Genomic DNA, 25755 nt, shown 5'->3' on the forward strand with positions numbered 1-25755 from the left:
AAAACCGGAATCCGAACACGCCGGTTCGTTTACCTAAAAACTTCGCTGTGAATTAAGCAGGGAATATGCCAATAACTCTCAGAGAACCAAGTCCGCCCGAAGGCGGAACGTATTATTTGGCCGAAAGTTCGAGAATTTTCTTAGAGATGGATTCCAGAGATAAAATACTGTCTGCGGCACCAAGCTTGACCGCTTCGCCCGGCATACCCCATACGACACTGGTCTTTTCGTCCTGTGCGATCGTCGGAGCTTTTACCGATTGCAACTCTTTCAAGCCTACCGCACCGTCATCCCCCATACCGGTTAGGAGAACGCCTATGGCATTGGGACCGAAATTCTGCACCACCGAACGGAACATCACGTCAACCGAAGGCTTATGACGATTAACCGGAGGGCCGTCGTTCAAACGACAAAAATAATTAGTGCCGCTTCGCTCGATCAGTAAATGTTTGCCGCCCGGTGCAATATAGGCATGTCCCGGCAAAATCTGCTGACCGTCTTCCGCCTGACAAACTTCCATCTCCGAAACCGTGTTCATACGATTGGCAAAAGGCAAGCTAAACGCTTCGGGGATATGCTGGGTAATGACAACCGCAGGCGTGGTCGCCGGAAGTCCCATCAAAACCTCTTTAATGGCTTCGGTTCCGCCTGTAGAAGCCCCTATGGCGATGATCTTATCTTTTACATGCTGTAATCGACGAGGATCAAACGGACGCTTCTCAATCACCGCATCGGCCGTAAACTTACCTTCGACTCTCATTGCAGGAGTCACGGAAGAAGGCAACGAACGATCCACCGTATGCGTCTTCTGCTGATTGGCACTGTAGCGCGCATACTTACGCTCTAACATCGGCTTACTGACACGCGCTGCGGTTTTAACCTTATGGCAGATTTCCGTCGTATAGTCTTCAAACGTATTCTTTAAATCGATTTTAGGTTTGGCGACAAAATCCACCGCCCCCATATCCAAGGCTTCGAACGTTACATCCGCTCCGACCTCCGTCAAAGTAGAAACCATCACCACCGGAATCGGATGCAAACGCATTAAATTTTTTAAAAAAGTCACACCGTCCATGCGCGGCATTTCAACATCCAACGTCAGAACATCCGGATGCAATTGCTTGATTTTCTCGCGCGCCATATAAGGATCAGAGGCGGTACCGACCACTTCAATAGCCGGATCGGACGACAACATCTCTTGAAGCATCTGCCTGACCAGTGCCGAATCGTCCACAATTAAGACTTTAATTTTTGCCATAGATTTCCTTCTCATCTTCAACGGCCTTTAGCCGGAATATCGAACTAACTGATCTTTTTATAGATCGTTTGTCCCATCAGTTCGAAACGGTCACAGACTTTGTACAAAGATTCCGAATGACCGATAAACAAATGACCGTGACTCGGCAACAGATCGGCATAACGGTTAAACAAGCGGCTCTGAGTCGGCTTGTCGAAATAGATCACCACATTGCGGCAAAAAATCACATCCACCTGATCTTTGATGGGCCATTCATTCATTAAATTAATCTGCCCAAACTCGATTATTTCCTGCAATTCGGACTTAACTTTAACAAACCCTTCCTGTTTTCCGGTGCCTTTCAGGAACCAACGCTTCTTACGTGCTTCACTGACGCCTTTCAGACGATCAATATTATAAACCCCCGTTCTGGCAGTCTGAACAACCGTTGTATCCAAATCGGTCGCGATGACTTTTACATCCCACCCGGCCGGAACCGCTTCTTTCAAAGTAATGGCGATCGAATACGGTTCCTCTCCGGTGGAACATCCGGCCGACCAGATACGAATTTTTTTACTCGCCCGATTGGTTTCCAAAAGCTGTGGAATCACGGATTGGGCTAAATATTCGAAATGGTGGTTCTCACGGAAGAAAAAAGTCAGATTGGTGGTAATCGAGTTAATTAAATTAACGAACTCAACCTCACCCTGCTCTTCAACGTAATTCAAATACTGCTTAAAGCTTTGTAAATTTAAAAAACGGATTCGCTTCGAAAGACGGTTATATACCAGGTTTTTTTTTGACTCGTTTAGATCGATTCCTGCGAAATCATAGACCAATTTTTGTATTCTGGAAAAATCTTGTTCGGTAAACTCAAATTCCCGATCATTCATAGTAAGAGTATCCTATAACTCAATATCAACTATCATTATGTTATTTTTAAGCAAAATAGAAAATGACATTATCCGTATTATTATGCATGATACTCGTCATAAATATAACTCAAAAATTAATGGTTATGGTAAATATATCTCAGTTAAACGCCAACAGTTTACAATTAAAACCCGCACAGGCTTTGGCTGGATTGAACCTAAGTGTCGGCCAAACCTTGACGATTACCGTTAAACAACTTAACGGCGATCAAGCTCAGCTCCTGATCGGAAAACAGACTTTAATCGCAGAAAACAAAATTCCGTCACTGACAACCGGACAACTGCAAGTCCAAGTGAAACAAACCCAACCGACAGTCATTCTAACCGTTCCAAGACCGGACGGGGCACAACAACAAATCACCCAAGCCAACCTACAACAGTCGGTACTGCAAAACGCCTACAAACAATTTATCGGCAATCAATTGCCGCTCAATCAAGCTCTGCAAAATTTAGCCAGCCTGCCCTCCTTACCGCAACATATCCAAACGGCCATTAGTCAACTGCTGGAGCAACTTCTAAAGCCGACTCAGACCATCAGCGATAAGGATCTGAAACTACAAATAATGAATAGCGGTCTTTTCCTGGAAGGAAAATTACGCAACAATGTAGAGAAAAATGCCCTTTCAAAAGACAGCAAAGCCCAAATACTTAAACTCCAACAACTGGCTTTAAACGAACTGAACAAGCAGCCGGAATCCTCACCGTTAAAACAATTAACGCAACTATTAACCCAAGCGCTGAATAAGCTGACGGTTCAACAGTTACATCTGTTTGAAAACCCTCTTTTACTTAACATGGAATTGCCTTTCGCCGGGCAACATCAAATCGAAAACTTTCGCCTGGCGATCTATAAGAAAAAAGTCCAAGAACGGGACTCGTGGGAAGTCATTCTTAACCTGGATATCAACCAACAGGAATTAATGGTAAAGCTGACTTTAGACTCTACTCAGGAAAACCTAAACTGTTACCTTTGGTGCGAAACCTCCGAGCTGGAGAAGTTGATTCAATCAAACCTTCCCTTACTGCAGGAACAGCTACAGCAGCTTAATTTAAAGCTCTCTCCGATTCAAATCGTGCAGGTCAAACCCCAACAATCCACAATTAGCACACAAATTGCTTTAATCGACGTCAAAGTTTAAAAATGATTCAAAATCCAACCGATATAGTAAAAACACTTACAAAATAAGAGGTTGGGTCGTTCCGCCCATTAAAACCAATAAAATCATTCGACTTTTACTAATAAATTAAACTGATTAATACTAGACCTTTTTATTTGAATAAGGTAATTTAGTGGCTAAATAGTTTCAACGAATAGAGCAACCGACAATGGATACAAATCTTGATAACATTCAAGAGCAAATCAACCAAAGAAACGATCAGGACAACCAGGTTCTAAGCTTTCTATTGGGTGCTGAGGAATATGGCGTAGATATTTTGACCGTCCAAGAAATAAAAGGATGGGAAAAGACGACCGCAATTCCAAACACCCCTGATTATGTGATGGGTGTAATCAACTTGCGTGGTGCGGTGGTTCCTATCATAGATCTGAGAGTTCGATTCGGTTTAAGCCATATCACTTATAATGATTCTACCGTTGTGATTATATTACGCGCTCAAGATCCGACCGGCTCCCAAAAAATCATCGGTCTGGTGGTAGACGGAGTTTCCGACGTCTACTCCCTAAACGAGTCTGAAATCCAGTCAGCACCAGATATGAACGGTACGATCCATACCGACTATGTTAATGGATTAGCCACGGTAGCGGAAAAAATGATTGTTGTCCTGAATGTCGACCAGTTGATCAATGAAGGTATTCTGGCTTCGATAAAACAGACAATCAACAAAGAATGAAATTAACCGAATTTATTTTTTTATCACTAGAATAAAATTTAGACTGTGAGAGAGTAACAATGTCAAAAATCTTAGCTGTAGACGATTCTAAATCCATGCGACAAATGGTTAGCATGTCACTAAAATCTGCGGGGCACGATGTCACCGAAGCAGAAGATGGTGCAATGGCCCTAGATATCGCCAAACAAAATCAGTTTGATTTAATTGTAACGGATATCAACATGCCGAATATGAACGGTATTGAACTCATCACGGCTTTACGTGCTCTGCCTAACTACAAGTTCACACCGATTCTATGTCTAACAACGGAATCGTCCGGCGACATGAAAACCAAAGGAAAAGAAGCGGGAGCAACCGGCTGGATCGTTAAACCGTTCAGCCCGGAAAAACTGCTTTCAGTTATCAGTCGAGTACTTTAACTTTCACAAGCCAACACGCAGCCGCCCTCCTCCCTTAGAGTTGAGCGGCCGTCTTTTAATCGATCAACTGAATACAGGTGAACAAGATGGCTGATACCATTACGCTTCCTGAAAGCCTTACCATCCACACCATCGACAATATTTACACCGAACTTCGTGAATCATTATCCAATTCAGGTGACGAAGTCGTAATTAATGCCGAAGCAGTGGAAACTATCGATACAAGCGGGCTGCAAGCTCTGTTGATCCTGGTAAACACCGCACAGCAAGAGAATAAAAGCATTACTTGGCAGAACGCCAGTGAATTACTCAGCCAGTCTGCTGAAAAACTGGGGCTAAGCGAGGCCTTGAAGTTAGCTTAAATCAGAGCTTTTCGTCATGAAAGACTCAAACAACAACTCCCTCGACAATAAAATAGCGGTATCGCTTCAATACGAAGGAGAGGGAGCGCCAATCGTCACCGCAAAAGGTAGCGGACACGTCGCCGAACAAATCATCGAAACGGCCAAACAACACAACATCCCTATACAACAAGACCATCAACTGGTCGAACTACTGAGTCAAGTTGAATTAAATCACGAAATCCCGAGCGTTTTATACGAAGCGGTCGCGCAAGTGCTTGTCTTCGCATACCAGCTTAACGGTAAAACCTTACCCGGTAAAAAATAAACAGAATGGAATGAAACGGCGGCAGTATCGTTCGTAAGAATTGAAGTGGTACACGAGGGCGAATGCTTGTCTTCTACAAGGCCAATCAGCGCTCCAACCCTCTAATATTTTTATTACACCAACTCTTTCAACATACTATCGACATCGATCAAGATAATGACATTACCTTGGTAATGGGCAATCCCCTGAATATAACGGGATGCATTTTCTTTTGTGGACGATAACGGCTCTAACTTGCTTTCCGGAATGTCTTTAACTTCCATCACGAAATCCACCATCATGCCGACGGTCTGCTCATCATCAAGCTCGACGATTATAATTCTCGATAAATCGGTAACCGGCTTTGGCATCATACCGAAAACAATTCGGGTATCAATCACGGTAACGATCACGCCTCGAACGTTAATCACTCCCAAGACATTAGACGGCGTTCCCGCAACCTCCCGAATCTTTCCGACACGAAGCACTTCACGGATTTTCTTAACATGAATGCCGTAAACTTCTTCTTCCAGAGTGAACAAAACACATCGAGCACTTGGCCCCATATAGCTCGTATCTTCATCCAACCCGTTGACCGGTCCGCGACTTTCAGCTAATGCTTGTTCAAAACCTACACCCATAACCTAACTCCATTATTACTGAAAACGCTGAATTACGCCCGGCAGATCCAAAATAAGAGCAATGCTGCCGTTACCGGTGATTGTTGCACCCGCATAACCGGATACTTTTTTCAACATAACTCCCAACGGTTTAATGACAACCTCTTCTTGTCCGTTCACCTGTTCGACAACCAATCCGACTTTCTGATTTCCGATCGACACAATAACGACTTTATCGTCATCGTAACTGTCTTTTACGCGATCCGGTCTTAACCATTCAGTAAGGAAGTACAACGGAATGCTTTTATCTCTCAATCTGACCATCATTTGACCGTCGATCTTGTTAGTGCTTTCCGGATCGAAATCAAAAATCTCCTGAACACTGGTTAAAGGAATTGCATAATTGTCTTCTTCGAACGAAACCATTAACGTCGGCAAAATCGCCAAGGTTAAAGGCACTCGAATACTCATACGAGTACCCTCGCCTAAAACGGAATGTATATCGATACTGCCGTTAAGTTTGGTAATCATGCTCTTAACGACATCCATACCAACTCCGCGGCCGGAAATATCGCTGATTTGATCCGCCGTCGAGAATCCCGCAGACATAATCAATTCAAATGCCGCCTTATCATCCAATTGATTGGCAGTCATTTCATCCATCAAGCCTTTTTCGACCGCTTTACGACGCAATATATCAGGATCCATCCCCTTACCGTCATCGGTAATAGAAAGCAGAATATGATCGCCTTCCTGTTCGGCCGCAAGAATAACCGTTCCTTTACGGGGCTTGGCGGCTTTAACCCGATCTTCAGGCATCTCGATACCGTGGTCGACCGAATTACGCACCAAATGCACTAAAGGATCAGCCAAGGCCTCAACCAAATTCTTATCCAAGTCGGTTTCTTCGCCGCGCAATTCAAGTTCGATATCCTTGCCCAATTTACGCGCCAAATCCCTAACGACTCGCGGAAAGCGGCCAAAAACTTTCTTGACCGGTTGCATACGGGTTTTCATGACCGAAGTCTGCAAATCGGTTGTCACATGATCTAAATTGGCAACTGCATTCGAAAGGTCTTCACTGCTGCTTTGGCTGCCTCTCAATGTCAAAAGTCGGTTTCGAACTAAAACCAGCTCACCCACCAAATTCATAATTTCGTCTAAGCGTTTGGTATCGACGCGCACCGTCGATTCCGCCGTATTCTTGACAGGTGCCTTAACCGCATCAGAAACTGGCGCTACCGGCTTAGGAACCGGTTCCGGTCTTGGTGATTCAACGGCAGGTTTTGCCTCCATTACAGGAGCAACGACCGGTTCATCCAACCCTTCCAAAGCCGACATTTCCAACATATCCCGCTGATTCAACAGAGCCTCAAATTCCTCATCCGAAATCTCGCCATCGGGATCCAATCCTTCATCCAATTTCAGCTCGGGAACCGCCGCGCCGGCTGGCGTTGAAGCGGTACCCGGATCAAAATCCTCCAACATGAGATCACGTTGATTTAATAAGGCTTCAAATTCTTCATCGGTAATGTCTCCGTCAGGATCCAACCCTTCGTCAAGCGTCAGAACAGGTTCCGCTGGAGCGGCCGACACTTCTGCCGCCGATTCTACCGGGGCATGCGCCGTTCCTTTGGTTAAAGCATCCAATTCAGCGAGTAAGCCGGGATCGTTTGCGGGCAAATCCCGGTTACCCTCATTTAGCTGGGCAATGGAGTCGTTAATCACATCGAACGCTCTAAGAATGACGTCGGCCGCTGCCGCATCATATTCGACATCCCCATTTCGGATCTTATCAAAGACATTTTCAGCACGATGGCACACCTCGATCAGGGAAGTAATCCCCAAAAAGCCTGCGCCTCCTTTAATAGTATGAAACCCTCTAAAAACCGCGTTCAATAAATCACGGTCACTCGGGGACTGCTCCAAATCGACCAGTTGCTCATTTAACTGATCTACTAGTTCGGTCGCTTCAACTAAAAAGTCTTGTAAAATATCTTCATCCACAACCTATACCTCTTCTCACCTATCTAGCGAATCCACATTGACGACGTCAAATTCAATCCATTAATTATTGAATTGATAAAAGCAATCACTGTGCCACGAATTGCATCAAGGATTTACCGGTGATCGATTTTTGCCCTTTAAATACCCAAGTCACTTAAAAGATCGTCGACATCATCTTGAGATTCGACCGTATCTTGCTTGGATTTCTGAGTCACATTCGGACCCATACCCTTTTCTTCTTGCTCTTTTTTACTTTCCAGCGTCTCCGCTCTTTCAGGAATGGCTTCGAAATTATGCCTGGAGCGCGAAATCAACTCTTTCAACGACTCTTCCAAGGTGGTCACGATCAATATGACTCTATTCAAAACCTGTCCGGTTAAATCCTGGAAAGATTGCGCAAGCATGATATTGGTCAATTCGTGATTAATCTGCTCGACAAGCTGCTTATCGAAACCTTGCAACGCCCCCCCTTCCAACGACGATGCAAGTTGCTCCACTAAACCCAGAGCGTTTTCCGCAGAGCTCAGTGTTTTGTTACTCGCGTTATCGGTTTCGTTCATGACGTATTTCAATCGCTCGGTAATATCCGGCAAATCGTGTTTGGTATGCAACAGAATCGGCGCGTCCTCCTCCAGATCATCCAACGTCTGATGAAGGTTTTGAGTAAGCAATTGCACCTGTTGATACAACTCGCCTTCACGGATCTGGGTTAAGTCATCCACTAACTTAGCCGCTTCTTCCGACTGTCCTGCTTCAATCGCATGCAATAACGCTTCTACCTTGCTTTTATCTATTTGGGTTGCGAATGTCATTTGTCCTTCCTCTGGTCAAAAAAAAACCCCTTACTGTAGGCGCTACAGCTTGGGGTTTTTGCTAGATATTATTTTTATTCAAACTTACTGTCTCTCGGCGACACGAGCAAAGATTTTTTGAATTTTTTCATTTAACGTCGCGGCAGTAAACGGTTTTACAATGTAACCGTCAACACCGGCTTGTGCGGCTTCCAAAATCTGGCTGCGTTTCGCTTCAGCCGTAATCAATAGAAAAGGCGTGTCTTTTAGGTTGGCATCGGCACGTACATGACGCAATAGATCAATACCGGTCATCTGCGGCATGTTCCAATCGCTGACGATAAAGTCATACTTACCGGTTTGTACCATCGGCCATGCAGTCGCACCGTCATCCGCTTCGTCAAACTTGCTAAATCCTAGCTCTTTCAATAGGTTTTTTACAATACGACGCATGGTTGAAAAATCATCCACAACCAAAATATTCATATCTCTATTAATCTGCATTTCGCTTTCCTTAAAAGTCCATTTCTTTTATAAATTTCAAATCCAATCTGCCAACCTTGATCTCAAACGCTTGATTGCCTGACTGTGAATCTGACTTACACGAGACTCACTCACCTCAAGCACTTCGCCAATCTCTTTTAAATTCAGTTCTTCGTCGTAATATAACGCCATCACTAGCTTTTCCTTTTCAGGCAACTGCATGATCTGCTCGGCCAACTCCTCCTGAAAACCGGCTTCAGCCAATTCGGCGAACGGGTTTTGCGACACACCCAACATACGGTCTTCAGAAAGTTCGTCGTGATCCGGTTCATCAATCGACAGCAGTTGAGCACCATTGGTGTCCTTTAAGATCGCATGATACTCGTGAATTGAAACCCCGAGTTCCAATGCGATTTCACTGTCTTTTGCTTCCCGTCCGTTCTTGGATTCCAAACGGTTGATCGCTTCACTTACTTCTCGGGATTTTCGATGCACCGAACGTGGAGTCCAGTCCCCTTTACGAATCTCGTCCAACATCGCTCCGCGAATACGAATCCCCGCGTAGGTTTCGAAACTAGCCCCCTGATTCGCATTGAATTTCTGCATCGCTTCAATCAAGCCGATAATACCCGATTGAATCAAGTCGTCTACAAAAACACTCTCAGGCAACCGTCCCTTCAGATGATAAGCAATGCGCTTTACAAGCGGCAAATACTGTTCAAGATCCTGAACACCATCTTGAGACACTTGTTTTTGTACTGCTGCATAAACATCCGTTGCACTCATGCACGCTTCCTAATGGCCTGATTGAAATAAACTTTCCACAAAAAACTGTAAATATCCGGTTACACCTTTGGGTACCGGCCACGAGTCAATGGTATAAGCCATTTCTTTAAACGACTTGGCGGCAAGACTATTCGGTTTGTGGATGGTTACAGGAACCTGTCTTTGGACCGCCTCTCTTAAATCATTATCGTAAGGTACCGATCCCAGATAATCGATCGAAACGTCCAAAAACTGCTCGCATACTCTCGCCAACTTGTCATAAAGTTGACGTCCGTGCTGAGCCGAGCGACTCATATTCGCCAACAATCTAAAGCGCGTTACCTGATAATCTCTGCTTAACACTTTAATCAAAGCGTAAGCATCCGTAATCGAAGCCGGTTCGTCCGTCACCACCACAACCACTTCCTGAGATGCACGACAAAAGCTGACTACGCTGTCAGCAATTCCAGCAGCCGTATCAATAATAAGGACGTCGAGCTCACCATTCAACTCGGAAAAAGCATTAATTATTCCAGCATTCTCCATGGCCGTCAATTGAGCCATGCGCTTCACACCGGAAGCGGCCGGTATGATTTTCAATCCGGCAGGCCCTTCGACAATGACCTCTTTCAAGGTTTTTTCACCGTCTAAAACATGGGCTAAATTATATCTAGTCTGCAAACCAAGCATGATATCGACGTTCGCCAATCCCATGTCGGCATCCATCAACAAAACACGATTCCCCATCTGGCTTAACGAAATCCCCAAATTCACGGAGACATTTGTTTTACCGACGCCCCCCTTTCCGCTTGCGACTGCAATGACTCTTACAGGCTTACCGGCCGGTTTTGCATTTTGCATTCGATTTGATTGCATAGCTCTCAAGCCTGCTGCCTGATCATTGAGCATCTGATATCTCCTTCCCCAATCCCATTCGGAGTGCACTCTCATCTTGTTGTCTATTTGAACTTTGCTGACCGAGAACAATCGCCCGATCGATGATATCCCTTGCCTTCACCGGAGCCAAATCCTCAGGAACGCGCTGCCCCTCGGACATATAAGCCAGCGAAAGTCGCTCTTCAATCAATACTGTCAAAATATTGCCCAACTGCACGGCTTCATCAACTTTAGTCAAAATACATCCCTGTAATCCGACCTGTGAAAACGACTTAACAATATCTTTCATAACATTCAATTGGGTGGCTGCGGACATCACCAAATAATTTCTAACGCTACTCACACCGTCCTGCCCGGAAGTCAGCTGTTGCGATAACTGTAAATCACGCTGACTCATACCAGCGGTATCAATCAAAATCAATTTCTTACTGCTCAACGAAGCCAGCAACGCGTAAAGTTCGCCTTGAGCGTTCACGACATGCACCGGTACGCCGATCAAGTCGGCAAAGGTTTTCAATTGAGCCTGAGCACCTATTTTATAACAATCCGTCGTAATCAGAGCTAACTGGCTCGGACTGTTTCGCATCACAAAACGGCTCGCCATTTTGGCGATCGTTGTCGTCTTGCCCACTCCGGTCGGCCCAACCAGCGCGACGATACCGCCCCGCTCCAACACATCCCGCTCTTCCACGGGAATGCTGTGTTCCATCTCTCTTAAAATTTCCGACCAAGCCTGTTCGCTTTGCATCCCGACATTTTCAACCAGGTTCTGACTCAGCGACCAACCAATTCCCATCTGCATCAGACGTTTGATTAAACCGACCTTTTCCGGATTGACCTGTTCATTCTGTCCCCATGCCAAACCGGATAGCTGGTTTTCCAGCATGGCGCGTACCGCCTTAAGCTCTTGCGCCATACTGCTCAATTCCGAAGAAGACGCAGCCACAGCCTTATTTTCCGCCGACGTATTAAACGAGGTTTCAGGCGAAACGTAACTGCTGCTCGGTTGTTGCATAGCCGATTTTTGTTGGTAATCCTGCGCTTCCGGGTCGGAAGCGGCAACTAATTCCACGCCTTCGGCCGTCGTTTTACTCGACAAAATAACCGCATCGTCACCGTGCGCTTCTTTTACCAACATCATGGCCTGACGCATATTCGGGGCAAAGTATCGTTTAATTTTCAACTTAGCCTCCCTGTCCTACATTCGCTACCACACTGATCTGTCGATTTTCCGGCACTTCGGAATACGCCAATATATGCAATGTCGGCAGACTGTATCTAAATAAACGTGCCAGCTGAGATCGAATTTGTGGTGCCACCAAGAGCACGGCCGATTGTCCCGCCATTTCCAGTTTCTGCGATTCTTCTTTTAACGTCGCATGCAATCGCTCGGCCAAACCGGGCTCGATCGCCAACTGTCCTTCCGGAGCACCTTGCGTAGCTTGAAGCAACAATTGTTCCAGCCCAGGTTCCAAGGTAATCACTTTCAACTCGGTTTCCGCTCCCAATATGTCCTGAACGATCGATCTCGCCAATGCCGATCGCACATATTGAGTCAATTCATTGGCGTCGTTGGTGACCGAAGCTTTCGCCGTCAAGGCTTCCAATATGGTACGCATGTCGCGAATTGCCACTTTTTCCTGCAATAAATTCTGCAATACTTTGACAACCACGGCCAATGACAAACGATCCGGCACCAATTCGTCGACCAATTTCGGAGAGCTCTGTTTGAGTTTGTCCAATAGCTGCTGAGTCTCGTCGTGACCGAGTAACTCATATGCGTAATCCTGAACAACCTGACTGATGTGCGTGGCCACCACCGTACTCGCATCGACAACGGTATAACCCAATGCCTGAGCCTGATCTCTATCCTTGACGTCAATCCACACCGCATCCAGTCCAAAAGTAGGATCTTTGGTTGCAATTCCAGCCACTTCGCCAAAAACCTGTCCGGGATTGATGGCGAGTTCCTTATCCGGAAAAACCTCACCCTCTCCCATATTGACGCCCATGAGCATAATTCTATATTGGTTTGGTTTTAAGTCCAAGTTATCCCTAATATGAACCGGGGGAACTAAAAAGCCCAATTCTTGGGAGGCCTTACGTCGCACCCCTTTGACACGTTCAAGAAGCTGACCGTTTTGAGACTTATCCACCATCGGGATCAAACGGTACCCGACTTCCAAGCCCAACACATCCAAAGTCTGTACATCGTCCCAGCTTAATTCCGGCGGCTTGGCCTCGGCCTCTTCCTCTTCCAAAATCTCGGCTTCGGTTTCCGGAGCGGCCTGCTGCTTTCTGTGAATCAGGTAGGCACCGGCACCGGCAACCCCCGCAAACGACAAGAAAGCAAAGTTAGGCATCCCCGGAATCAATCCCAAAACGCCAACAATACCGGCAGTCATACCTAATGAGCGTGGATTGGCAAACATCTGCATCTGCATCTGCTCACCCATGTCTTTCTGGTCGCCGGAGACTCGGGTAACGATGATTGCCGTGGCGGTAGACAGTAATAAGGCAGGGATCTGAGCGACCAAGCCGTCACCGAGGGTCAAAATGGTGTAGACCTGAATCGCATCGGAAAAAGCAAGATCGTGCTGCCCCATTCCGATTGCAAACCCTCCGATCAGGTTGATGAATAGAATGATAATACCGGCAACGGCATCCCCACGGACGAACTTACTCGCACCGTCCATCGATCCGTAAAAATCGGCTTCCGAAGCGATTTCACGACGGCGTTCCTGAGCCTGTTCCTGCGTAATCAATCCGGCGTTAAGATCGGCGTCGATCGCCATCTGTTTCCCCGGCATCGAATCCAAAGTGAAACGTGCGCTTACTTCGGCGACGCGCCCCGCACCTTTGGTGATAACCACGAAATTAATAACCACCAAAATAGCAAAGACGACCAAACCGACCGCAAAGTTACCGCCGATAACGAACTCACCGAACGCCTCGATAACATTACCCGCCGCCGCGCCCCCTTGATGACCTTCAAGCAGGATTACACGTGTGGAAGCAATGTTCAATGCAAGACGGAATAAGGTAGCCAGCAGGATGATGGTAGGGAAAATAGCAAAGTCTAAAGGTCGCTTGGCATAAAGCGTTACCATCAGGACAACAAGCGACAAGGCGATATTGAAAGTGAAAAACACATCAAGCAACATTGGAGGCAACGGAATCGTCACCATGCCCAACAGAGCAAGAACGGCAATCGGCACCCCTAATCCACGAGTAAAATTCTGCTTAATATTTGCAAACAGCTGTTGAAGATCCATCTTGTCTCTTATTCACTTTCTCTCGTAGAAACTACTCTGTCTTCATCTCATCCGGAATGGGAAGATTGCTAAAATTAGTTTGAGTCACCGGTTTACCCGATTTCAACTGGTAAACGTAAGCGAGTATCGCAGCCACCGCCTTGAATAAATCATACGGAATCGCTCGATCTACCTCCGCATTATAGTATAAAGCACGAGCTAATGGTGGGGCTTCTATTATAGGAATATCATGTTCTCTGGCAATGGTACGAATCTGTGATGCCATGAAGTCGATTCCCATTGCCAAAACAACCGGTTCCTGCATGCTTTCCGAGTCGTATTTCAAGGCAACCGCATAGTGCGTCGGGTTGGTAACGACAACGTCCGCTTCCGGCACTTTTTGCATCATACGCTGTTGCGACATCTCTCTTTGAATCTGGCGAATCCGGCCTTTGACCTCAGGGTTACCTTCCTGTTGCTTATACTCTTCCTTAACCTCTTGTTTGGTCATTTTGAGTTGCCGGTTGTGATCCCAAAGCTGAAACGGCACGTCAATCAAAGCAACCACGATCAATGAGAGGCTAACAAAAATAAAGGCTTCGACAATCACGCTTCCGGAGTGAGCAAGCGCCTGTTTAAGCGGCTCTGCTGCCAAACCGACCACCTCGCCAAAAACCGAATAGAGAAAAAACGTCGCAATCGCAATCACCAGCGTAAATTTTGCCAACGCCTTAAAAAGCTCCAATAAGGCTTTGGCAGAAAACATGCGTTTAATACCCTTGATCGGATTCAGCTTGCTGATTTTAGGCGCCATCGCCTTGGCGCTGAAAGACCAACCGCCCAACAGCATAGGAGAGACCAACGCAATCAAAGCCATCAATAACATGAACGGCAATATCATGTAGATGGAACTCAGCAACATCCCCTGAATGACGTTCCACATTTTCAACTCGTCAAAGGCTACGTCCCGGTCGAAGCTCAACCCCTGAATCGTAAAAGTCTCGATATTCAGAAACATAATGCTGCCGTACAGCAACAAAAATACGCCCGCAGACAACGTCATCAATACGGTTGTCAACTCTCTAGAACGCGGAATCTGTCCTTTTTCCCGAGCTTCCCGGAGTTTTTTCTCGGTGGGTTCTTCTGACTTTTCGCTACCGTCTTCGTTCTCAGCCATACTTACTTACTCACCAAGGCCAATCCGCTTAGAAGATCGATCGATCGTCCCACCAGCTCTTGCAGATGCGGCAAAATCAACGGCGTTGTCAAAGACAACATAACCAATCCAACCATCAGCGTAACCGGGAAACCGACCGCGAAAATATTCAACGCCGGTGCCGCACGGGTTACGACGCCGAAAGCAACGTTGATCAACAACAGCGCAGTAATCGCCGGCAACGCGACCAACACACCGGCCGAAAACATATAACTACCGAACTCGACCAAATTCCTCAAGCTTTCCTGATTCAAGAAGTTCACGCCGATCGGCAAATATTCAAAACTGTCCACGACGGCCTGAATCATGACCAGGTGGCCGTTCATGGCCAAAAATAACAAGGTGACGATAATGGTGAAATACTGGGAAACGACGGTCGACGTGACCCCCGTGCCCGGATCGACCATTTGCGCGAACGCCAGCCCCATCCCCATCGCAATGATGTGACCGGCCATAACAAAGGCTTGGAAAACAATTAAAAACACCGTTCCCATCACCAGACCGATCAGAATCTGTTGTACTAGATACAAAACACCGAGCCATGTAAAAGGATCAACCGGAGGAGGAAGTGCGAGATTGGGAGCGACGACGATTGTAATCAACAGCGTCAACATGATTCGAGTTTGTGGAGTAACGGCGGCAATACTGAACAGCGGAAGAATAGAGAGCATGGCGCCGATTCTGACGAACGGCCAGAAATACAATCCGATTAACTGCAAAAATTCCGCATAACTAAACGTCATGATCTAACCAATCAGTGCTGGAATGTTTTCATAAAGTTCTCGAGTGAAGGAGAGTAACGTAGTTAGCATCCACGGCCCGAAAATCACCAGCGCCGCGCCGACGATGGCGAGTTTAGGAATGAAACTCAACGTCATTTCGTTAATCTGGGTCGCCGCCTGAAACATCCCCACCAGCAAACCGATAATCAAAGCGGGAATCAACAGAGGAGCCGCCAACATAGCCGTTACTTCCAACATCCGCTGCCCCAAAGTCAATACGAATTCCTGTTGCATCACACACCTCCCGGCACGACAAAACTGTTCGCAAGCGTTCCGACGACCAGGACCCAGCCATCGATCAAGACAAACAGCATCAACTTAAACGGCAGTGAAATAATCATTGGAGACAGCATCATCATCCCCATGGACATCAACAAACTCGCCACCACCAAGTCAATAATCAAAAACGGAATGAAAATCATAAAACCGATCTGGAACGCGGTTTTCAATTCACTGGTCATAAACGCCGGAATCAGAACCTTGAACGGAATCGATTGCGGATCGTCCAGTGTGATATTGGCCATTTCCGCAAACATGCCCAAATCGTCTTCCCGCGTCTGCTGCAGCATGAATTGATACATCGGCTTGGAACCGATCTCAACCGCTTCCTTAAATTGAATCTGTTCGTCTAAATAAGGAGAAACCGCCGTATCGTAGACTTTATCTAAAACCGGAGACATGATAAATAAGGTTAAAAACATCGCCAATGCGATTAAAACCTTAGTTGACGGCGTTTGCGAGGTTCCCAGCGCTTGTCGTAATAACGCCAACACCACGATAATTCGCAAAAATGAGGTCATGGCGATCAATGCGGTCGGCAACAACGTCAATCCTGTCATCAACAACAGGATCTGCATCGTCAAAGTATAATCTTGATTTCCCGCCGCATCGGTTTCAACCGTAAATGCTGGAATACCGGGCATCGCCCAACTGAAAATCGGAAAGCCGCTAAGAATTAAGAAAAGTGCAAATTTAATGACTTTCACCGGAAGTATCGCTCACCTCTTTGGGATTAAGGTTGTTTGGAGTCTCTTTCTTTTTCGCCAAGGCTTCTTGCAGTCGTTGCGCAAAAGACCCGGAAACCGGTTCGGAACTCTTTACCAAAACAGGTTCGTCCAACTGATGCAGAGTCGTGATTTTACTGCTGGTCACGCCGACGAGAAGTTGCTCCTTACCAACCTGCAACAACAAAATACGCTCTCTTTGCCCGACGGACAAAGCACCGATTACCTTTAAATTACCGTCCGCTACACCCGGAAAACGCCCGTAACGACGTAATAACCACGCGGATATAAAAATAATAAGCAATACCAACACAAGTGACAACATAATTTGTCCGAAATAATCACTTGGCTGGGCAACCGACTCTCCCGCTTTTACAGCATCTTGTGCAAATCCGGATGGGGAAATCAGGTACGCCAAAATAGCAAAAAGAGGCTTTAAAAAACCTCTTTGAACTTGATGCAGGGCAAAATAACGAATCATCACTTGAGTTTCTTGATACGGTCTTGCGGACTGATTACGTCGGTTAAACGCACCCCGAACTTGTCGTTGATGACTACAACTTCACCGTGTGCAATCAAAGTACCGTTTACCAAAAGATCCAAAGGCTCTCCCGCCAAACGATCCATTTCCACAACGGAACCTTGAGTATAAGAAAGCAAGTTACGAATCGACACTTTCGCTCGACCGATTTCCAGCTGCAACGTTACCGGAATATCCAGCAACACATCCAAATCCACTTTCTCTTTACCGTCTTCGCGACTGGCCGCCAATTCGTCGAATGAAGGAGTTTCGGCAGCTGCCTCGGCTTCGGCCTGTTCGTTCAGAGCGTCGCCCCAAGCACTCAAATCGTCTTCTGCACCTGTACCTTCGGCCTCCGCCTGCTCGGCCAACGCATCGCCCCAAGCACTCAAATCGTCTTCATCACTCATCGTACCACTCCTTCACATTTTCAACCTTTCGCTCTTGATAAGCTGGATGATGCAGTATTTTTTCAATCTTAACGGCTTTCTTATTCTGACTCTCGCCTAACTTGCCGCGCATTATGGCAATTCCTTCCGCCTTAATCGTGACTTGTTTAGGCATTTCTATCGGAATAATATCACCCTTTTCCATTTTCATGAGATCGTCCATACTCATTTGCAATTCAAGCAAATTCGTACTTAGGTCAATTTCAATATTCTTCGCTTCTTCTTTCAAAGTGCGCGACCAACGATTATCGCTTTCACCTTGAAGGTTTTGCATTCCTTCTTCGAGTTTGTCGCGAACCGGTTCAAGCATCGCATAAGGCATGACGATATCAACCCGCCCTTCAACGCCTTCAAAACGGACGTTAATCGGGCTAACCACGATCATATCGGTCGGGTCGACAATTCCCGCAAACTTCGGATTCATTTCGGAATGCATATATTCGATTTCAATATCCATCACCGGACCCCACGCCTTGCGAAGGTTTTCCGACGAGATATCCAGGATACTGCGAACCATGCTCATTTCTACCGGCGTATATTCACGCCCTTCGATTTTAAACGGCAGCAGACCTGTTCCGCCAAAATAGATATCCACCGCAGTGAAAATCAACTTTGAATCCAACGTGAACAAAGATACCCCGTTCAATGGATTAATACGGTAGATGTTCAAGCTGGTAGGTACAAACAGGTTTCTTAGATAATCGATCATCTTAATGATTTTAACTTCGCCTGGCGTCACTTCGACGCTGGCCATAATCATCTCATTAAAATGTCGCTGAAACCCGCGTGCAAATCGTTCGTTGATAATATCTAAGGCAGGAAGACGCCCGCGAACAATCCGCTCTTGGTTGGTAAAGTCGTAGACTTTGGCACCGGCCCGTTCACCGGAACTATCCCCTTCCGTCTCAACATCGCCGCCGCCCATTCCCTTGAGAAGGGCGTCGACTTCATCTTGACTTAGAATATCATCCATTACCTTGTGCCTTATCCGTTCGACTATTGCATAACAAAACGAGTCATATAAACATCTTCCAGAAGATCTGGATAAATATTATGCTTTTCCAAAATTCTTTTTGCCGTCGCCAAAATCTCTTCTCGCAACTTATCAGGGCCGTCGGGCGTATTCAGATCGTTGTAATGCTGATTGCGCAATAAACGCTGAATATCGTTCTTCAGGATAGGGCGCAGATGCTCCATCTCTCCGTTTTCGCCTACCAGTCCGGCATAGTAAGACATGAACTTTAAATCGACCGCCAGATATTTTGCTTGACCGTCACCGTTAAAATTCACGACAAACTTATCCATCGTGAAATACATCGGAGGGGTATTCGGTTCAGGCGGCTCAAACTGTTTGTATTTTGGCGAATAGGTTTTCGCATGCCCAAGCTGTTCTTCAGCACCTTCTTCTCCGTGAGCGGCGTCCGCATGTACTTCTGCATCAGCAGCATGGTTTCCGTTGGACTTATCGCCGCCGCTCAACAACATGAACGCCAACACACCAACACCAATCACCAGCAAAATTAAAATGACCAAAAGAACAATGATAAGGCCTTTGCCACTTTTTTCTTTTTTAACCTCTTCTTCCGCCATACCTATTCCTTAAGATAAAATTTGAATATCAAAATCAATTATTATCAAGAATTTCCCGGGCTAGACAACTGCCCTTCCAAATCCTTTAATTCGGGTGCATCGCTGAGACTCTTCAAGCGCTGTTCGGCTTCTTTTGTCAGCAAAATAATGCTAATTCTTCTATTGCGTGGATTATACGGGTTTTCTTTATCAAATGGCACTGTATCTGATAGCCCGACCACTTGAGCGATACGATCCCCTTTCACCCCGCCGTTCAGAATCAATCTTCGAGCCGCATTGGCTCTATCCGCCGACAATTCCCAGTTGGTATACTCGGCATTATCGTGATAACCCGACGAATCCGTATGCCCGGTGATACTGATCTTATTCGAGGATTTAGCCAAAACCGAACCAACTTCTTTCAACAACTGTGCTGCATAATCCCTCGGAATATCGACCCCTGATGCAAACATCGGTTTTTTACGGTCATCCAAAATCTGTACTCGCAGACCATTCGGAGTGATGTCGATTTTCATCTGCTCTTTCAGTTGGTTCAAAACCGGAGTCTCGTTTACTTTTTGCTCCAGTTCCTGCTTCATCTCTTCCAGCTTCGCTTTCTCTTTTGCAGTCTCGGCTCCGTCGCTTTCACCCTCTCCGGCTTGCGGCGCATCCTTGAAACCACCCATATCGATCATCGAATTCGAACTTTGACCGGATTCGCTGGACTCGATCAATTTCACCGGCGAGGCCTCAATCACCGTCGGATCACGAAAATATTCGGCAATCGCTTTCATGTCCTGTTGGTTAGAACCCGACAATATCCACAGCATCAGGAAAAATGCCATCGCCGCAGTCATGAAATCCGCAAACGCAATCTTCCATGCCCCGCCATGCGCAGCATGCGGGCACTTATTAATGCGTTTGATAATTATGGATTGTTCATCACTCATTACGATTCTCTAAACTCAGTTCCGACCGAAAAATTATTTTTGAGTCTGTAGGTATTCATCCACTTCCTGGAAGTTTGGACGAATTTGACCCGGTATCGCTTTACGCCCGAATTCCACTGCGATTTGAGGTGCATAACCGTTCAAATTAGCCATCAGACAAGTTTTAATTACACCGTAAAATGCACTTCCGGCATTTGCTCGGTTTGCCAAATCCGATGAAATCGGCGCAACCACACCGTAGGCGATCAAAATACCCAAGAAAGTCCCGACCAAAGCGACCGACATATGGTGGGCGATTTCCATCGGACCGGCATCCAGGTAACTCATGGTAATAACAATCCCCAAAACGGCCGCTACGATACCGAATGCAGGTAGACCTTCCGACACTTTCCCGACCGCTTCGGACGGCATCAAAGCCTCGTGATGATGAATATCCAATTCCAAAATCATCAAGTCTTCCAACTGGTAAGGATTGGAAGCGCCACTGATCATCAAACGCAGATAGTCACAAATAAAATCCACCGCATGATGATCCGCCGCCACCAATGGCGCACTATTGAACAACTCGCTTGAATGCGGGTCTTCAACATCCGCTTCAATCGACATCAATCCTTCACGGCGCGCTTTGTTGAATAAACGAAACATCAACCCCAGTAGTTCCATATGCAGCTCTTTGGTATACGGCGATCCTTTCGCCAATTTCAAACCACCGCTGAAACCGGCTTTGACGACCCAACCAGGATTGGCAATAACATAGGCACCAATTGCACCCCCACAAATGATGAGCACTTCTAATGGCTGAATTAAGATCCCGATACTACCATGAGGTAGATATCCCCCTAACAGGGAACCAACGACAATCAGTGTACCGACTATTGCTTTCATACTGGTCTTACCTTGTTCTTTTTATTATGTTTTTCAACAATCTTACGAATTCACGTTATGGGTTAAAGCGGTCAAAGTTTCTTGAGCACCTTGCAATTTCACTAAATTATCGGCAATGGCACTCAATGCTTCATTGACTTTTAACGCCTGTGCCTGGGTCGCGCCCACTCGTTCCTGACCGCTTTCCATCACCTGTACCGCATCGCGAGCTCGTTGCTGCAATTCTTCGATAATGGTTTGAATTTCAGTTGTCGCCTGTTGCGTTTTACCGGCCAGTATACGAACTTCATCCGCTACGACAGCGAAACCGCGGCCGTGTTCTCCGGCACGAGCCGCTTCGATTGCCGCATTCAAAGCCAGAAGATTCGTTTGCTCGGCAATATCTCTGATCAACACCAATACGGTTCCGATATTACTGCTGTCCTCTTCAAGCTGCTTAATAACACCGGAAGCATGCGTTACTTCATCCGTCCAACCACTCACCTCGGTGACCACTTTTTGAACCGACTCCATTCCCACAGAAGAACCTCGGTTTAACAAACCAACCACTTCTTCTAAATTATTCGCGGCATTCGCCAGTTCCTGACCATCCAGTTTAAAACCGCTGCTTGCCGAAGTCATTTCGCTCTGCTGGGCATAACAGGCTGCCAAAGCACCGTTCAACTCTTCGATCTGAGATTCCAACTCGTTAATTTTTAAATCCGCTTGCGCCTTTGCGCTCATGGCTTCCGCCACCTTGCTCTGAGAGAGTTTCAGCAATTGGTTCAAACCGCTTAGCAACTTAGGATTCGTATTTTCGGATTTTAAAGTCGCTTCCAAAGATTCACTTTGCAAAACGCCTTCTAAATCGTTCAACAATTCGGACTGCTCGCAAACGGCGGATTTATTACACCATAGCAGATACACCAGGGCACCGACGATAACTGCGGTCACCACGACCGCAATAATGACAAATCCGGTCGTCGGCAACCCACCTTCGGTCGATCCTGCCATGGCAGTCATCGGCATAAAGAGAATTAACCCCAAACACTTATGTAAAAAATTCATCTTTTGCTCCTAAGCGTAATAATCGACAAGACTGTCGGTTGAATATGTTTGCATACCACTCTCGTCAGTAGCGGCATCAGCTTCCGCATCGGCCGTTAAGGTCGATGCGCTTCCAGCCTGCCCGTCTTTTTCATCGTCACTTGCATTCTGTTGAAAATCACGTTGGTCGCTGACATCCACGGAAGCCAGGTCGATTCCCGCCTGCTCCATCATCTCTTTCAGTCTTGGCATAGCCGCTTCCATCGCTTCACGTGTTGTACCATGCTGGGCGGTCATCACAACGTGAACCTGTTGATCGCGGTCAACATGCAATTTAATCTGTACCGGTCCCAGCTTTTCAGGATTCAGCGTGATTTGAGCTTGCTGAATCTGGTTATTAGCCATATACACCACTCGCTGCCCCAACGCTTGCCCCCATCTCTGATGAGCTACCGGCAAACCGATTGATTGAAGGCCGTGCGGCAACTGAGGGCGTCTATCGGTATTCAATAAAATATTTGACGTTTCGGCATCCAAAGCAGTCTGGCTAGTCGCTCCATCAACACTGAATTGAATCCCCGCCTGACGTTCAACAGCTTGCTGTCGGGAAGCTTGCATATTCTGTACAAACGACTGCGCCATTTGCGCAAACTGCTGCTGGGACTGATTACCTTGTCCTTGCTGTCCGTTCTGCTGACTCTGTCCTTGCTGATTTTGAGCTTGCTGTCCTTGCGGTTGCGAAGGGTGCTCAAATGTTAAAGGACTTCTGTTTGCCGCCTGATGTCCATTACCGGCACTGCCGGATGCCGCCGCATGACTTGAACTTGCAGCTTCCGCCTTAACACTGGAAGCAATGACTTCCGCAGAATCATCGGCATTCATCGAAGCGACAATAGATTCTTCCGGCAAATCTTGCCCTGAAACAGCCGCTACTTGCTCTTGAGGATCGACTTGTTCCGCCGCACCGTCAACGGCCACCGGAGCAATACTCTCATCTACCGGACTCGCGTCCAATTCAGCGGACTTCGAAAGCTCATCCATAGAAGCTTCTTCAACCGTTTCAGACACTGACAAATCTTGTTCCGTTGCATTAACGGCAACATCGGCATCAGAATCATTCACATCCGAAGCTACTGCCGGTTTCATTTGCGCGACAGAAGTTAATTCTTCATGCTTGGCATTACGAACTTTTGATTCGAATTGAGCCGGAGACGAAAAGTTTCGAGCCTGTTCCGGATGCGCAGGATGTTCGGGATGCTCAGGGTGTTCAGGATGCGCCTGATTACGTGCCTGAATCGGGTGTTCAGGCTTGCCCGCCACCGGCAATTCCTCGGATAACGCCTGAGCCTCTCCATCGACCGTCACAGATTTCGTCTCGGCATCCAAGTCGGATTTTTGGGAATCATGCTCCGGCATTCTCTGCGCAGCATAATCCGCAAACGATTTGTGCGTAGCACGATCTGCAACCACTTGCACATCATCTACGACAGACGACTCTTCGGATACATCCGATAAGATAGGCGAAATAACTTGTTGCTCTTGTTCGTTATCAAGTTGATCAGCAATCAACGGCTCTGGCTCTCCGGCTGTTTGAGAAGTTGCAGAAACCGCCGCTTCATCCAGCACGGAGACCGCTTCAACTTCATTTTGAGCAGAGGCAGTTTGAGCGACATCCTGTGCTTCAGGATCCAGCTTGCCACCCGACAGCATCGCAGCCACAATTTCTTTAATGTTTGCATCGCCCGCCGTTTCAGGAGAACCGGCTACCTCAAGGTCATCCAGAACCGAAGCGTTTAAAACACCAGGATTATCAAGATCCGCCAGCGTTAAAACGGCATTTTCCGTTCCTGCAGTCTGGGGTAAAACCGAGTCATCGACGAAAGCTCCATCGACTTTTACAAAAGGCATGCGAGTACTCGCCATCGTCAGACCCTGTGCCTCAGAATCAAAAGGCAAATTTGACAGGACTGCAGAACTTGCTCCTTTCAGAGACGGCAAAGAACCTTCCCCGGAAGACAAAGTCGACTCCAGAAGTGCCGCAAAACCGCCTTTCTCAGGCAAAGTTTGCCGTCCAACCGATCCTTGCAGAACCAACCCTTTCGGTTTCGAGTCTGATAAAACCTGTTCCAACATAGCGCTTATCACCCTATTTCTATATTAAGTTGCAAAGTAAAAAGCAACATGCATGCCGCATTTTTAAAACCCATTGTTTTCTTCACTGTTTTTATGAAAGCTTTGACCCGATAATTCATCCAAAAACCGCTGCTCCTGCTTATCGATCCGGGCTTGGCGATCTTGAATTAACTTTGCCAACAGTTTTTTCAACGCATTCAAACGCGTGCGTTTTTCCATCCACACTTCACGAGAACGCTCGGTTAAATTCAATAATTCATCGGTCTTATCAGATTCCGCCTGAATGGCATGTTGAAGCTTAGAAACAAAGGCCTGGGTAGATAAAATTTGAATAGGGCTAACTGCCTGCCCTTTAGATACGTTTGCCTGTGCATACTCGTTGACATAAGCATTCAACATTTCCAGCTGCTGTAAATGGTGCTTATACTGCGACTGTAACTCGGCAAACGTCTTGGCCGACTTGCCTTCTTCGATTTCGGCCAAATCAACCAAAGTCTGGATTTTTTGAATACGAGAGCTCAAAACCATTCCCCAATACAACGGCCTTCAAAAAGCAGCCTAACCAAGTGCCTTTTCCAACTCGGCTACACTGTCTTTTACCGAAAACTGTTCGTCTATCTGCTGGGACAGAAACTGAGTCAAATCAGGCCGCTTAGCGATAGCGGCATCAATATTAGGGTCACTGCCTCTGCGATAGGCACCGACATTAATCAAGTCCTGATTTTGCTGGTAGGTGGCATATAACTGCTTAAAACGACGCGCTTGCATCATCTGATCTTTCGACACGATTTCAACCATGACACGGCTGACCGAGGATTCAATATCAATCGCGGGATAACGGCCTGAGTCCGCTATTTCCCGGGAGAGTACTATGTGCCCGTCCAGTACCCCTCGTGCCGAATCGACGACAGGATCGGCCTGATCGTCCCCCTCGGCCAAAACCGTATAAATAGCAGTGATCGATCCCGCACCGACTTGTGCATTTCCGGCCCGTTCAACCAATTGCGGTAATTTAGAAAACACCGAAGGCGGATACCCCTTGCTCGCGGGCGGCTCCCCGACAGACAGTGCAATCTCACGCTGAGCCTGCGCAAAACGCGTTAAAGAGTCCATTAACAGTAAGACATTCAACCCCTGATCACGAAAATATTCCGCGATCGCCGTGGCTAACATAGCTCCGTGCAATCGCATCAAAGGCGGATCGTCTGCGGGTGTCGCCACGACGACAGAACGCTTCAAACCCTCTTCCCCCAGGTTGTTACGAACAAAATCGTTAACCTCGCGACCACGCTCTCCCACAAGACCGACGACAACCAC

Annotated in this window: 29 protein-coding genes; 5 read left to right on the top strand and 24 right to left on the bottom strand. The window is 46.8% G+C overall.

Translation table 11 applies throughout. From position 1 onward, the window contains the following. Window positions 1–112 precede the first annotated feature (112 nt). On the bottom strand, window positions 113–1258 hold the full coding sequence (locus ABY044_RS10010; RefSeq protein WP_373020359.1) for a chemotaxis response regulator protein-glutamate methylesterase: 1146 nt from the start codon (window positions 1256–1258) through the stop codon (window positions 113–115). A gap of 44 nt (window positions 1259–1302) precedes the next feature. Next, the gene (locus tag ABY044_RS10015; RefSeq protein WP_373020361.1) at window positions 1303–2130 is read right to left on the bottom strand and encodes a protein-glutamate O-methyltransferase CheR; all 828 of its coding nucleotides are present in this window, start codon (window positions 2128–2130) and stop codon (window positions 1303–1305) included. Window positions 2131–2255: 125 nt separating this feature from the next. Here ABY044_RS10015 and ABY044_RS10020 point away from each other — a divergent pair, with 125 nt between their 5' ends. The 5 genes from ABY044_RS10020 to ABY044_RS10040 all read left to right on the top strand — a co-directional run bounded on the left by ABY044_RS10020 (window position 2256) and on the right by ABY044_RS10040 (window position 5108). After that, a complete protein-coding gene (locus tag ABY044_RS10020; RefSeq protein WP_373020363.1) occupies window positions 2256–3308 on the top strand; it encodes a hypothetical protein in 1053 nt (350 codons plus the stop codon). A 187-nt stretch (window positions 3309–3495) separates the two neighbouring features. Beyond that, window positions 3496–4020, top strand: coding sequence for a chemotaxis protein CheW (locus ABY044_RS10025; RefSeq protein ID WP_373020365.1), 525 nt, complete (start codon window positions 3496–3498; stop codon window positions 4018–4020). A 59-nt stretch (window positions 4021–4079) separates the two neighbouring features. Next, window positions 4080–4439, top strand: coding sequence for a response regulator (locus ABY044_RS10030; protein ID WP_373020366.1), 360 nt, complete (start codon window positions 4080–4082; stop codon window positions 4437–4439). Between the two features lie 86 nt (window positions 4440–4525). Beyond that, window positions 4526–4801 (top strand): STAS domain-containing protein, encoded by a 276-nt coding sequence (locus tag ABY044_RS10035; protein ID WP_373020367.1) that lies wholly within the window; start codon window positions 4526–4528, stop codon window positions 4799–4801. A gap of 16 nt (window positions 4802–4817) precedes the next feature. Further along, window positions 4818–5108 (top strand): EscU/YscU/HrcU family type III secretion system export apparatus switch protein, encoded by a 291-nt coding sequence (locus tag ABY044_RS10040; protein ID WP_373020368.1) that lies wholly within the window; start codon window positions 4818–4820, stop codon window positions 5106–5108. Between the two features lie 113 nt (window positions 5109–5221). On the opposite strand, the gene ABY044_RS10045 is transcribed toward ABY044_RS10040, so the two are convergent. The 22 genes from ABY044_RS10045 to ABY044_RS10150 all read right to left on the bottom strand — a co-directional run. Beyond that, window positions 5222–5728 carry a chemotaxis protein CheW gene (locus tag ABY044_RS10045; protein ID WP_373020369.1) on the bottom strand — a complete coding sequence of 169 codons (507 nt, stop codon included), beginning with the start codon at window positions 5726–5728 and terminating at the stop codon, window positions 5222–5224. Window positions 5729–5743: 15 nt separating this feature from the next. Beyond that, window positions 5744–7714, bottom strand: a complete 1971-nt coding sequence (locus ABY044_RS10050) for a chemotaxis protein CheA (RefSeq protein WP_373020371.1) — start codon at window positions 7712–7714, stop codon at window positions 5744–5746. Window positions 7715–7851: 137 nt separating this feature from the next. Then, window positions 7852–8526, bottom strand: coding sequence for a protein phosphatase CheZ (locus tag ABY044_RS10055; RefSeq protein ID WP_373020373.1), 675 nt, complete (start codon window positions 8524–8526; stop codon window positions 7852–7854). Between the two features lie 84 nt (window positions 8527–8610). Next, window positions 8611–8991: a chemotaxis response regulator CheY gene (locus tag ABY044_RS10060; RefSeq protein ID WP_373020400.1), complete on the bottom strand. Its 381-nt coding sequence runs from the start codon at window positions 8989–8991 to the stop codon at window positions 8611–8613. Window positions 8992–9045: 54 nt separating this feature from the next. Continuing rightward, window positions 9046–9774: an RNA polymerase sigma factor FliA gene (locus tag ABY044_RS10065; RefSeq protein ID WP_373020375.1), complete on the bottom strand. Its 729-nt coding sequence runs from the start codon at window positions 9772–9774 to the stop codon at window positions 9046–9048. A 9-nt stretch (window positions 9775–9783) separates the two neighbouring features. Beyond that, complete coding sequence (locus tag ABY044_RS10070) at window positions 9784–10662, bottom strand: MinD/ParA family protein (RefSeq protein ID WP_373020377.1); 879 nt, start codon at window positions 10660–10662, stop codon at window positions 9784–9786. Further along, entirely contained in the window at window positions 10652–11833 is a 1182-nt protein-coding gene (gene flhF, locus ABY044_RS10075; RefSeq protein WP_373020378.1) for a flagellar biosynthesis protein FlhF, read from the bottom strand. The genes ABY044_RS10070 and flhF overlap by 11 nt, the downstream gene beginning before the upstream one ends. 1 nt (window position 11834) lies before the next feature. Then, a complete protein-coding gene (gene flhA, locus ABY044_RS10080) occupies window positions 11835–13925 on the bottom strand; it encodes a flagellar biosynthesis protein FlhA (RefSeq protein ID WP_373020380.1) in 2091 nt (696 codons plus the stop codon). Between the two features lie 31 nt (window positions 13926–13956). After that, a complete protein-coding gene (gene flhB, locus ABY044_RS10085; RefSeq protein ID WP_373020382.1) occupies window positions 13957–15081 on the bottom strand; it encodes a flagellar biosynthesis protein FlhB in 1125 nt (374 codons plus the stop codon). Window positions 15082–15083: 2 nt separating this feature from the next. Then, on the bottom strand, window positions 15084–15863 hold the full coding sequence (fliR, locus tag ABY044_RS10090) for a flagellar biosynthetic protein FliR (RefSeq protein WP_373020384.1): 780 nt from the start codon (window positions 15861–15863) through the stop codon (window positions 15084–15086). 3 nt (window positions 15864–15866) lie between these two features. Continuing rightward, window positions 15867–16136 carry a flagellar biosynthesis protein FliQ gene (gene fliQ / locus ABY044_RS10095; protein ID WP_279419163.1) on the bottom strand — a complete coding sequence of 90 codons (270 nt, stop codon included), beginning with the start codon at window positions 16134–16136 and terminating at the stop codon, window positions 15867–15869. Further along, entirely contained in the window at window positions 16136–16825 is a 690-nt protein-coding gene (fliP, locus tag ABY044_RS10100) for a flagellar type III secretion system pore protein FliP (protein ID WP_373020401.1), read from the bottom strand. The genes fliQ and fliP overlap by 1 nt, the downstream gene beginning before the upstream one ends. Window positions 16826–16874: 49 nt before the next feature. Next, entirely contained in the window at window positions 16875–17387 is a 513-nt protein-coding gene (fliO, locus tag ABY044_RS10105) for a flagellar biosynthetic protein FliO (RefSeq protein WP_373020403.1), read from the bottom strand. Beyond that, window positions 17387–17836, bottom strand: a complete 450-nt coding sequence (gene fliN, locus ABY044_RS10110; RefSeq protein ID WP_373020386.1) for a flagellar motor switch protein FliN — start codon at window positions 17834–17836, stop codon at window positions 17387–17389. The genes fliO and fliN overlap by 1 nt, the downstream gene beginning before the upstream one ends. Further along, window positions 17829–18848, bottom strand: a complete 1020-nt coding sequence (gene fliM / locus ABY044_RS10115) for a flagellar motor switch protein FliM (protein WP_373020388.1) — start codon at window positions 18846–18848, stop codon at window positions 17829–17831. Before fliM ends, fliN begins: the two co-directional genes overlap by 8 nt. 23 nt (window positions 18849–18871) lie before the next feature. Then, window positions 18872–19465: a flagellar basal body-associated protein FliL gene (gene fliL, locus ABY044_RS10120; protein ID WP_373020389.1), complete on the bottom strand. Its 594-nt coding sequence runs from the start codon at window positions 19463–19465 to the stop codon at window positions 18872–18874. A gap of 44 nt (window positions 19466–19509) precedes the next feature. Beyond that, complete coding sequence (gene motB / locus ABY044_RS10125; protein ID WP_373020390.1) at window positions 19510–20394, bottom strand: flagellar motor protein MotB; 885 nt, start codon at window positions 20392–20394, stop codon at window positions 19510–19512. Between the two features lie 33 nt (window positions 20395–20427). After that, entirely contained in the window at window positions 20428–21279 is an 852-nt protein-coding gene (gene motA / locus ABY044_RS10130) for a flagellar motor stator protein MotA (RefSeq protein WP_373020392.1), read from the bottom strand. A 42-nt stretch (window positions 21280–21321) separates the two neighbouring features. Next, window positions 21322–22326, bottom strand: a complete 1005-nt coding sequence (locus tag ABY044_RS10135) for a methyl-accepting chemotaxis protein (protein WP_373020394.1) — start codon at window positions 22324–22326, stop codon at window positions 21322–21324. A gap of 9 nt (window positions 22327–22335) precedes the next feature. After that, entirely contained in the window at window positions 22336–24438 is a 2103-nt protein-coding gene (locus tag ABY044_RS10140; RefSeq protein WP_373020396.1) for a flagellar hook-length control protein FliK, read from the bottom strand. 63 nt (window positions 24439–24501) lie between these two features. After that, window positions 24502–24960 carry a flagellar export protein FliJ gene (gene fliJ, locus ABY044_RS10145; RefSeq protein WP_373020398.1) on the bottom strand — a complete coding sequence of 153 codons (459 nt, stop codon included), beginning with the start codon at window positions 24958–24960 and terminating at the stop codon, window positions 24502–24504. Between the two features lie 36 nt (window positions 24961–24996). Next, window positions 24997–25755: FliI/YscN family ATPase (locus tag ABY044_RS10150; protein ID WP_373020399.1), on the bottom strand; the 759-nt coding region annotated here is incomplete at its 5' end.

Origin of the sequence: Thiomicrorhabdus sp., assembly GCF_041583835.1 — a bacterium.
GTDB lineage: Bacteria > Pseudomonadota > Gammaproteobacteria > Thiomicrospirales > Thiomicrospiraceae > Thiomicrorhabdus.

Coding starts and splice junctions, on each gene's coding strand:
- ABY044_RS10010 (WP_373020359.1), bottom strand. CDS start 1,258: ATGGCAAAAATTAAAGTCTTAATTGTGGACGATTCGGCACTGGTCAGG.
- ABY044_RS10015 (WP_373020361.1), bottom strand. CDS start 2,130: ATGAATGATCGGGAATTTGAGTTTACCGAACAAGATTTTTCCAGAATA.
- ABY044_RS10020 (WP_373020363.1), top strand. CDS start 2,256: ATGGTAAATATATCTCAGTTAAACGCCAACAGTTTACAATTAAAACCC.
- ABY044_RS10025 (WP_373020365.1), top strand. CDS start 3,496: ATGGATACAAATCTTGATAACATTCAAGAGCAAATCAACCAAAGAAAC.
- ABY044_RS10030 (WP_373020366.1), top strand. CDS start 4,080: ATGTCAAAAATCTTAGCTGTAGACGATTCTAAATCCATGCGACAAATG.
- ABY044_RS10035 (WP_373020367.1), top strand. CDS start 4,526: ATGGCTGATACCATTACGCTTCCTGAAAGCCTTACCATCCACACCATC.
- ABY044_RS10040 (WP_373020368.1), top strand. CDS start 4,818: ATGAAAGACTCAAACAACAACTCCCTCGACAATAAAATAGCGGTATCG.
- ABY044_RS10045 (WP_373020369.1), bottom strand. CDS start 5,728: ATGGGTGTAGGTTTTGAACAAGCATTAGCTGAAAGTCGCGGACCGGTC.
- ABY044_RS10055 (WP_373020373.1), bottom strand. CDS start 8,526: ATGACATTCGCAACCCAAATAGATAAAAGCAAGGTAGAAGCGTTATTG.
- ABY044_RS10060 (WP_373020400.1), bottom strand. CDS start 8,991: ATGAATATTTTGGTTGTGGATGATTTTTCAACCATGCGTCGTATTGTA.
- ABY044_RS10065 (WP_373020375.1), bottom strand. CDS start 9,774: ATGAGTGCAACGGATGTTTATGCAGCAGTACAAAAACAAGTGTCTCAA.
- ABY044_RS10070 (WP_373020377.1), bottom strand. CDS start 10,662: ATGCTCAATGATCAGGCAGCAGGCTTGAGAGCTATGCAATCAAATCGA.
- flhA (WP_373020380.1), bottom strand. CDS start 13,925: ATGGATCTTCAACAGCTGTTTGCAAATATTAAGCAGAATTTTACTCGT.
- flhB (WP_373020382.1), bottom strand. CDS start 15,081: ATGGCTGAGAACGAAGACGGTAGCGAAAAGTCAGAAGAACCCACCGAG.
- fliR (WP_373020384.1), bottom strand. CDS start 15,863: ATGACGTTTAGTTATGCGGAATTTTTGCAGTTAATCGGATTGTATTTC.
- fliQ (WP_279419163.1), bottom strand. CDS start 16,136: ATGCAACAGGAATTCGTATTGACTTTGGGGCAGCGGATGTTGGAAGTA.
- fliP (WP_373020401.1), bottom strand. CDS start 16,825: ATGCCCGGTATTCCAGCATTTACGGTTGAAACCGATGCGGCGGGAAAT.
- fliO (WP_373020403.1), bottom strand. CDS start 17,387: ATGATTCGTTATTTTGCCCTGCATCAAGTTCAAAGAGGTTTTTTAAAG.
- fliN (WP_373020386.1), bottom strand. CDS start 17,836: ATGAGTGATGAAGACGATTTGAGTGCTTGGGGCGATGCGTTGGCCGAG.
- fliM (WP_373020388.1), bottom strand. CDS start 18,848: ATGGATGATATTCTAAGTCAAGATGAAGTCGACGCCCTTCTCAAGGGA.
- fliL (WP_373020389.1), bottom strand. CDS start 19,465: ATGGCGGAAGAAGAGGTTAAAAAAGAAAAAAGTGGCAAAGGCCTTATC.
- motB (WP_373020390.1), bottom strand. CDS start 20,394: ATGAGTGATGAACAATCCATAATTATCAAACGCATTAATAAGTGCCCG.
- motA (WP_373020392.1), bottom strand. CDS start 21,279: ATGAAAGCAATAGTCGGTACACTGATTGTCGTTGGTTCCCTGTTAGGG.
- ABY044_RS10135 (WP_373020394.1), bottom strand. CDS start 22,326: ATGAATTTTTTACATAAGTGTTTGGGGTTAATTCTCTTTATGCCGATG.
- ABY044_RS10140 (WP_373020396.1), bottom strand. CDS start 24,438: ATGTTGGAACAGGTTTTATCAGACTCGAAACCGAAAGGGTTGGTTCTG.